Consider the following 6,750-nt stretch of genomic DNA (forward strand, 5'->3'; position numbering starts at 1 on the left):
CCAATGGATCATTACACCATACTAATCACGATGATAATTTCTAGTGCAATTATGACATTGACTTTATTTTCATGTTACTGCATAGATTTAAAACAAAAACACATCGCTGATTGGGCTCTCGCTGGCTTGTTTTTCATGGTAGCGAGCTTGACTTCTTTTGTATCACACTTCAGCGATACAAACATAAGTTTGATTATTCTAATTGTAAATTCATTCTTTATATGTGGCCATGCGCTTATACTTCATGGATGTTATCTACTTAAAGGAAAGCAGCAAAGGTATCATTACATTGCAGCCTTATTCTTATTAGTTGCTGCACTCCATTTAATACCTGCAATATCTGGTTCAACAAAGACAAGATTGATATTTTTATCTCCTATCGTTATATCAACTAACCTTTTAACCATATTCATCATTACTAGTAGTGGTACTAAGAGATTTTACAAAGGCTTGATTCCTGTCGCATGTACTGTTGGAGTATTTCTTGTCTTCTATTCTTACCGTTTTTTTTGGCTAAACCTTACGTCAACAAGCCCGATGCATCATGAAGATAGCTTCTTTTATAGCGGCAGTTTATTAGTTATTTCATCATATTACTTTATTTTGACTATAGCACTCATATATACAATTTTTTGGATAAAAGAAAATAAGTTAAAGGCACTAGCAATTACAGACGAATTAACAGGACTATTAAACAGAAAGACATTAGATACGCTTGCCACCAAAGAGTTGAAGCAGGCCATTAGAGAACAATCTAAACTGACATTTATGATGATTGATATCGATCATTTTAAGAGTATTAACGATAAACATGGCCATTTTTTGGGAGACTTGGTTCTTAAACATGTGTCAGAGTTAATTAGCCAACAAATAAGGGATTACGACTCCCTTTATCGGATAGGTGGTGAAGAGTTTCTGCTCGTAGCGACCAAAACCGATCACAACGCGGCTTTGGGATTAGCTGAACGTATCAGAAGAGCTATCGATCAAACTACAGCTTCAAACTCTAATGGAATCAATATCGGCGTAACGGTCAGTATTGGCTTTAGCACCAACCTACCTACGGACTCCAATTGGGAGGAAATTATGAAGAGGGCTGACTCTGCGCTTTATGAGGCAAAGCATAAAGGCCGCAATCGAGTTGAGTACACAATGTTAATAGGGGCCTAAAAACAAAGGTTTCCACGATTATGTAGTAAGCTCAGGGCAAATATAGCTATAAACAGTTTCTTGTTTAACTTTTTTAATAATAAAATTTTTTGGTACTACGTTTTGCCCCTTCTAAAAAAACTTAAAACCTAAACTCTAGATTAAGGTTTGCAGCAGTTTCGCTATTTGTACGATCAAACCACTTTGCATGGTGATAAACCACCTCTGCAGCAACAACAAACCACGAAGTAAACTCATACTCTAACCCTAGGTTTGCGCCATATCCTTTGCCATCTCCACCAAAATACTCAATCTGACAAATATCACTTTCTGTGCATCGTTGTGGACTAACCTCTGTGGACAATGCGCTGCGGATTTCTCCCTCAACATCGCCATCTTGATAGAATAAGCCGCCATACATCAATAAGCGTTCATTAAATCTATACCCTGAAATCAGCGCAACATCCAACGCCTGCTGTTCTAACTCCCACCATTGTGAAAAAGCTGGGTTCACTGAGAGTGAAGAACTTGGATTATAATCATCACGCTCAGAACGGATGTAACTTAAGCTTGTTGCTAGTGACACATTGCCTGCAGCTTTTTGTTCAAGAGGTGCCCCAAAAAGCTGATATTTAATGCCGATCTTATCTTCGCCGCTATTGCTGTACTTTATTTCGAAACCGTTACCTAATGTCATTGCTGCTGACAATCGAAGCGAAGATCCTTTGTCTGTTTTTTCTATTTCTGCAAGAGGAATTTGGTTGGAGCTATCACTGCCAACCGATAATTTAAAGTTGAAAGCTTCGCTGTTGACTTCAGAACTGTCAAAACGCGCCATGCGCGGTTTTACTTCCGGTGTAGAATAACAACCACTCAGTATCAAGCAATTAACGAATAGTAAAAAAATTCCAGCTTTTTTCATCACAACATCCTGTTTATATTTATTTTTTCGGATACATATCAATCCAACTGTACCTATAAATAAACTAATTGTTAATATCAAGCTACCTTGAGAACATTATTTCAACGAGATTGGAATTTGTCAGAAAGTGGATAAAAAAAGCCCCGCTTGTAGCGGGGACTTTTGAGGTTAACGTATTTTACGTATTACCAAGGAACTCTGTTGTTAGTTAGATTGACTCAAGGGCAATCTTAACCATTTCGTTAAAGGTGCTTTGACGCTCTTCAGCCGGTGTTGCTTCACCGGTAATTACGTGATCGCTCACCGTAAATAACGCCATCGCATTGGCGCCATATTCTGCGGCAACGCCGTATAGACCAGCGGTTTCCATATCAACCGCCATCACGCCGAGCTTGTCTAATTCTTGATAGAATGTTGGGTCAGCTTGATAGAAAGTATCGGTAGTGAAAACGTTACCCACTTTGGCATCAATTCCCAATTCACGCGCTGCACGAACACCATTTTCAAGCAAGCCAAAATTGGCCAACGCAGCAAAATCGTATCCACGCACTCGTGCGCGGTTTACATTTGAGTCTGTACTTGCGCCTTGCGCAAAAATCACATCACGAATTTTAGTGTCTTGAGCAATCCCGCCACAGGTACCGATACGAATGATATTTTTCACACCAAAACTGCAAATAAGCTCGCGGGCATAAATAGACATCGACGGAATACCCATACCAGAACCCATGATGCTCACTGGCTTACCTTTATAGGTACCAGTAAAGCCATACATGTTACGCACACCCGTTACTTGCTTGGCATCATCCAAGAAGTGCTCTGCGATGTATTGGGCGCGAAGTGGGTCGCCTGGCATTAAAACTGTTTCGGCGAAATCACCCATTTGTGCGCTAATGTGCGGCGTACTCATATGCAGTCCTCTTTTTATGCTGTTGCAGGCACCAGTGCCGACGCAAAGCCTTTACCATATTCTAATGTTGTTAAATCAAACCATTGCGCCAACGTCTGGCCAATGTCTGCAAAACTTTCACGCTCACCTAATGGGACACTTTGCATCCCCCTACGATAAGCAATTACCGGCACATACTCACGGGTATGATCCGCGCCTTTGGCCGTCGGATCACAGCCATGATCTGCTGTGATGATAAGTAAATCGTCATCTTTTAATTGCGCAATAATGCGCGGTAAGAAATCATCGAACACTTTCAATGCTTCTGCATAACCAATAGCGTTGCGTCGATGACCATATAACTCATCAAAATCAACTAAGTTAGTGAAGATCAATGAGCGCTCGGGCGCAACACTCATCACTTCTTCTGTTTTGGCTAGTAAATTCTCTAGACCAGGCGCTTTGTGCTTTTGCGTAATGCCTTGATGCGCATAAATATCGGCAATTTTACCAATACTGATCACTTCACCACCCGCATCGGCCAATTTATCCAACAAGGTAGGAGATGGTGGTAGCACAGAATAATCTCGGCGATTACCTGTACGTTTGAAGTCATCTGTATTATTGCCCACAAATGGACGCGCAATCACTCGGCCTATGTTGTATTCATCAAGCAGTGACCGTGCAACCTCACACACTTCATACAACTTCTCTAAGCCAAAGCTTTGCTCATGCGCAGCGATTTGGAACACACTGTCTGCCGAGGTATAACAAATCGGCATACCGGTTTTTACGTGCTCTTCACCAAGCTGTGCAATGATGGTTGTGCCAGACGCATGGCAATTACCTAAAATTCCGGGGATGCCAGTGCGCGCAACCAATTCATCAATAAACGCTTGTGGGAAACAAGGTACCGTTTGTGGGAAATACCCCCAATCAAACAGAACTGGCACTCCGGCCATTTCCCAGTGTCCTGACGGTGTATCTTTTCCGCTAGACAGTTCTTTCGCGTAACCCCAACCACCTTGCGGCTGTTGACGCTGTGCAACATTGAGGGTTCGAGATGACGCCGCCTCACAGGCATCAATCAAACCGAGGCGCGACAAGTTAGCTAACGCCAGTGGCTCGCCTTTTTCTTGTTCGTATGAATCAAGAATGTGGCCCAAGGTGTTGGCACCCAGGTCGCCAAATTTCTCGGCGTCAGGGGCAGCCCCTATACCAAGACTGTCAGCCATCAGGATAATTGCTCGTGCCATAATTGCCTCGCTCAATGCTTTAATAACTTCACTTTAACCACTTGCCGCGCACGTAAACAGGACAAAAGTCCTACAGCAAGTATAGGAAACCCGGGGTTCTATGCAGGTTCTCACTGATGTTTTTTCAAGCGGACATAAGTCCTTAATAGAAACACCCCAAAACCGATACATTTGTCGGAATAACGTGAGGATTTGCGTCACTTCGGCGCTTGATAGCGCTAAAGGATGGCATCTATTGAGATTATTTTTAGCTAATTTGCTAAAGTAATCCTTTGTCTTATATCAGTCTGGGTGCTTGTCAGTGACACAAACCATTATCGCGATTGCTGGTGCGTCTGCATCGGGCAAATCTTTGTTTAGCCAAACCATTTACAAAGAATTGGTAAACGAGTTAGAACCAGGCGCCATCGCCATTATTGAAGAAGATGCCTATTACAGGGATCAGTCTCATTTACCTATGGCGCACCGCGTTACTACGAATTATGACCATCCTGATGCGTTTGAGCATGAGTTAATGGTAGAGCACTTGCGCCAACTTCGCGCAGGTCAGGCAGTGGATGTGCCAGTTTATGACTACAGTGAGCATACCCGTAGTGAAGAAACTCGCAGAGTGTTGCCAGCTAAAATTCTTATTGTTGAAGGTATCTTGCTACTGAGTGACCCAGCATTAAGGGAAGAATTTAATATTAAGGTGTTCATCGATACGCCGCTCGATATTTGCTTGATGCGCCGCATGCAGCGTGATATTGAAGAACGAGACCGCACTTTGCAATCCGTGGTCGACCAATACAAACGTACTGTGCGCCCGATGTTTTATCAATTTATTGAACCATCAAAGCATACTGCGGATTTAGTCGTGACTCGAGGTGGTAAAAACCGCGTAGCGATTGACATAATAAAAAGTAAAATCAAACACCTACTACAAGAATAACGGGAACAACGGGCATGACAACATTTATGAGCCTGGTCGGCATGGTAGTTTTACTCGCCATCGCCTTCGCTGCGTCAACAAACCGAAAAGCGATTAATCTTCGCACGGTGGGCGTCGCATTTTTACTGCAAGTCATCATTGGTGGCTTCGTATTATTTTTTGAATTTGGTAAGAACATTCTGGCGTCGATGTCGGCGGCGGTGTCTCAAGTCATTAGCTATGCATCAAGCGGGATTGCTTTCCTGTTTGGGCCACTGGCATCAGAGAAAACACTAGGCTTTTTGTTTGCCTTTCAGGTTTTGCCTGTCATCGTGTTTTTCTCATCACTTGTAGCTGTGTTGTATTACCTGGGCATCATGGATTGGGTCATTAGAATCCTCGGCGGTGCTCTACAAAAATTATTAAAAACATCGCGCCCAGAGTCATTGTCTGCGACCGCGAATATATTTGTTGGTCAAACTGAAGCGCCATTGATTGTTAAGCCATTCATCGCAACCATGACCAAGTCTGAATTGTTTGCTGTAATGGTTGGCGGTTTGGCAACGGTCGCTGGCTCTGTTATGGCGGGTTACGTAAAAATCGGTGTTGATTTACAGTATCTAATTGCGGCTAGCTTTATGGCGGCACCGGGTGGTTTCTTAATGGCAAAAATGATTGTGCCAGAAACTGAGACCCCTAAAGAAGATTTAGCAGAGTTAGACGGCGACCACGAGCAGCCAGTTAATGTTATCGATGCAGCGGCATCAGGTGCTTCAAGTGGTATGCAGTTAGCCCTTAACGTGGGCGCAATGTTGTTAGCCTTCGTTGCACTAATTGCTTTGTTAAACGGCGTATTAGGCTGGGCAGGTAGCTTCTTCGACCACCCTGAGCTGACGTTGCAACAGATTTTAGGTTATGTCTTCGCTCCAGTAGCTTGGGTACTGGGTGTACCTTGGAGTGAAGCTATAACAGCCGGTAGTTTTATCGGGCAAAAATTAGTCGTGAATGAGTTTGTCGCTTATTTGGACTTTGTAAATTATCGTGATGAGTTAAGCCCACACACCCAAGCAATCGTAACCTTTGCTTTGTGTGGCTTCGCAAACTTATCTTCGATAGCCATTTTACTAGGCGGGATTGGCGGTATGGCGCCAAGCCGGCGAAAGGATATCGCACGTCTAGGGCTCAGAGCAGTATTGGCGGGATCAATGGCCAATCTCATGAGCGCCGCAATTGCTGGGTTTTTCCTCTCTATTGCTTAGAAACAAAGAGAAACCACGGTTGCAAAACAGGGTCTCATAGACCTAGGTTGTTGCTTTAAGGGGTTAAGGTAACAGCTAACTTGAACGATACTTCACCAAAGGGCCGACAGGCCCTTTTATCGTTTCTAAGGCATAGAAAATTTATTGCAGGAATTAAGTGCGTAAGTGCATTCGTTTATCTATCATTAGGGTGATGTTTGTCACAATCACAATTAAATGAATTATAGGCTGTTTCTTTCATTCCATCTGGTCGCTTTATTTGTTTGCTTAGTTAGTTCTTACAGCTGGGCTCACGAAGGCTTACACGTGGTTACGGAACTAAGCCCCCCAAATCAAATCCTAATCAATGGTAAGGTCGCGGGCAG

The 6,750-nt window shown here is 43.2% G+C and carries 6 protein-coding genes; 3 read left to right on the forward strand and 3 right to left on the reverse strand.

Features of this window, described 5'->3' with window-relative positions:
- The first annotated feature begins 3 nt into the window (after positions 1-3).
- A complete protein-coding gene (locus V1358_RS08935) occupies positions 4-1,170 on the forward strand; it encodes a GGDEF domain-containing protein (protein ID WP_347393292.1) in 1,167 nt (388 codons plus the stop codon).
- A gap of 121 nt (positions 1,171-1,291) precedes the next feature.
- On the opposite strand, the gene V1358_RS08940 is transcribed toward V1358_RS08935, so the two are convergent.
- From V1358_RS08940 to V1358_RS08950, 3 genes are all read right to left on the reverse strand, one after another.
- A complete protein-coding gene (locus tag V1358_RS08940; protein WP_347393293.1) occupies positions 1,292-2,071 on the reverse strand; it encodes an outer membrane beta-barrel protein in 780 nt (259 codons plus the stop codon).
- 208 nt (positions 2,072-2,279) lie between these two features.
- Positions 2,280-2,981, reverse strand: a complete 702-nt coding sequence (gene deoD, locus V1358_RS08945; RefSeq protein ID WP_347389637.1) for a purine-nucleoside phosphorylase — start codon at positions 2,979-2,981, stop codon at positions 2,280-2,282.
- A gap of 14 nt (positions 2,982-2,995) precedes the next feature.
- Positions 2,996-4,216 (reverse strand): phosphopentomutase, encoded by a 1,221-nt coding sequence (locus tag V1358_RS08950; protein WP_347393294.1) that lies wholly within the window; start codon positions 4,214-4,216, stop codon positions 2,996-2,998.
- Between the two features lie 301 nt (positions 4,217-4,517).
- Between V1358_RS08950 and udk the strand changes: the two genes are divergently transcribed.
- On the forward strand, positions 4,518-5,147 hold the full coding sequence (gene udk, locus V1358_RS08955; protein WP_347389639.1) for a uridine kinase: 630 nt from the start codon (positions 4,518-4,520) through the stop codon (positions 5,145-5,147).
- Positions 5,148-5,161: 14 nt separating this feature from the next.
- Positions 5,162-6,385, forward strand: coding sequence for a NupC/NupG family nucleoside CNT transporter (locus V1358_RS08960; RefSeq protein ID WP_347393295.1), 1,224 nt, complete (start codon positions 5,162-5,164; stop codon positions 6,383-6,385).
- The last annotated feature ends 365 nt before the right edge of the window (positions 6,386-6,750 follow it).

The sequence above is a fragment of the Pseudoalteromonas pernae genome, from assembly GCF_039831865.1.
GTDB lineage: Bacteria > Pseudomonadota > Gammaproteobacteria > Enterobacterales > Alteromonadaceae > Pseudoalteromonas > Pseudoalteromonas pernae.

Excerpts from the sequence above, each read along its gene's own strand:
- V1358_RS08935 (WP_347393292.1), top strand. The coding sequence starts at position 4 with ATGGATCATTACACCATACTAATCACGATGATAATTTCTAGTGCAATT.
- V1358_RS08940 (WP_347393293.1), bottom strand. The coding sequence starts at position 2,071 with ATGAAAAAAGCTGGAATTTTTTTACTATTCGTTAATTGCTTGATACTG.
- deoD (WP_347389637.1), bottom strand. The coding sequence starts at position 2,981 with ATGAGTACGCCGCACATTAGCGCACAAATGGGTGATTTCGCCGAAACA.
- V1358_RS08950 (WP_347393294.1), bottom strand. The coding sequence starts at position 4,216 with ATGGCACGAGCAATTATCCTGATGGCTGACAGTCTTGGTATAGGGGCT.
- V1358_RS08960 (WP_347393295.1), top strand. The coding sequence starts at position 5,162 with ATGACAACATTTATGAGCCTGGTCGGCATGGTAGTTTTACTCGCCATC.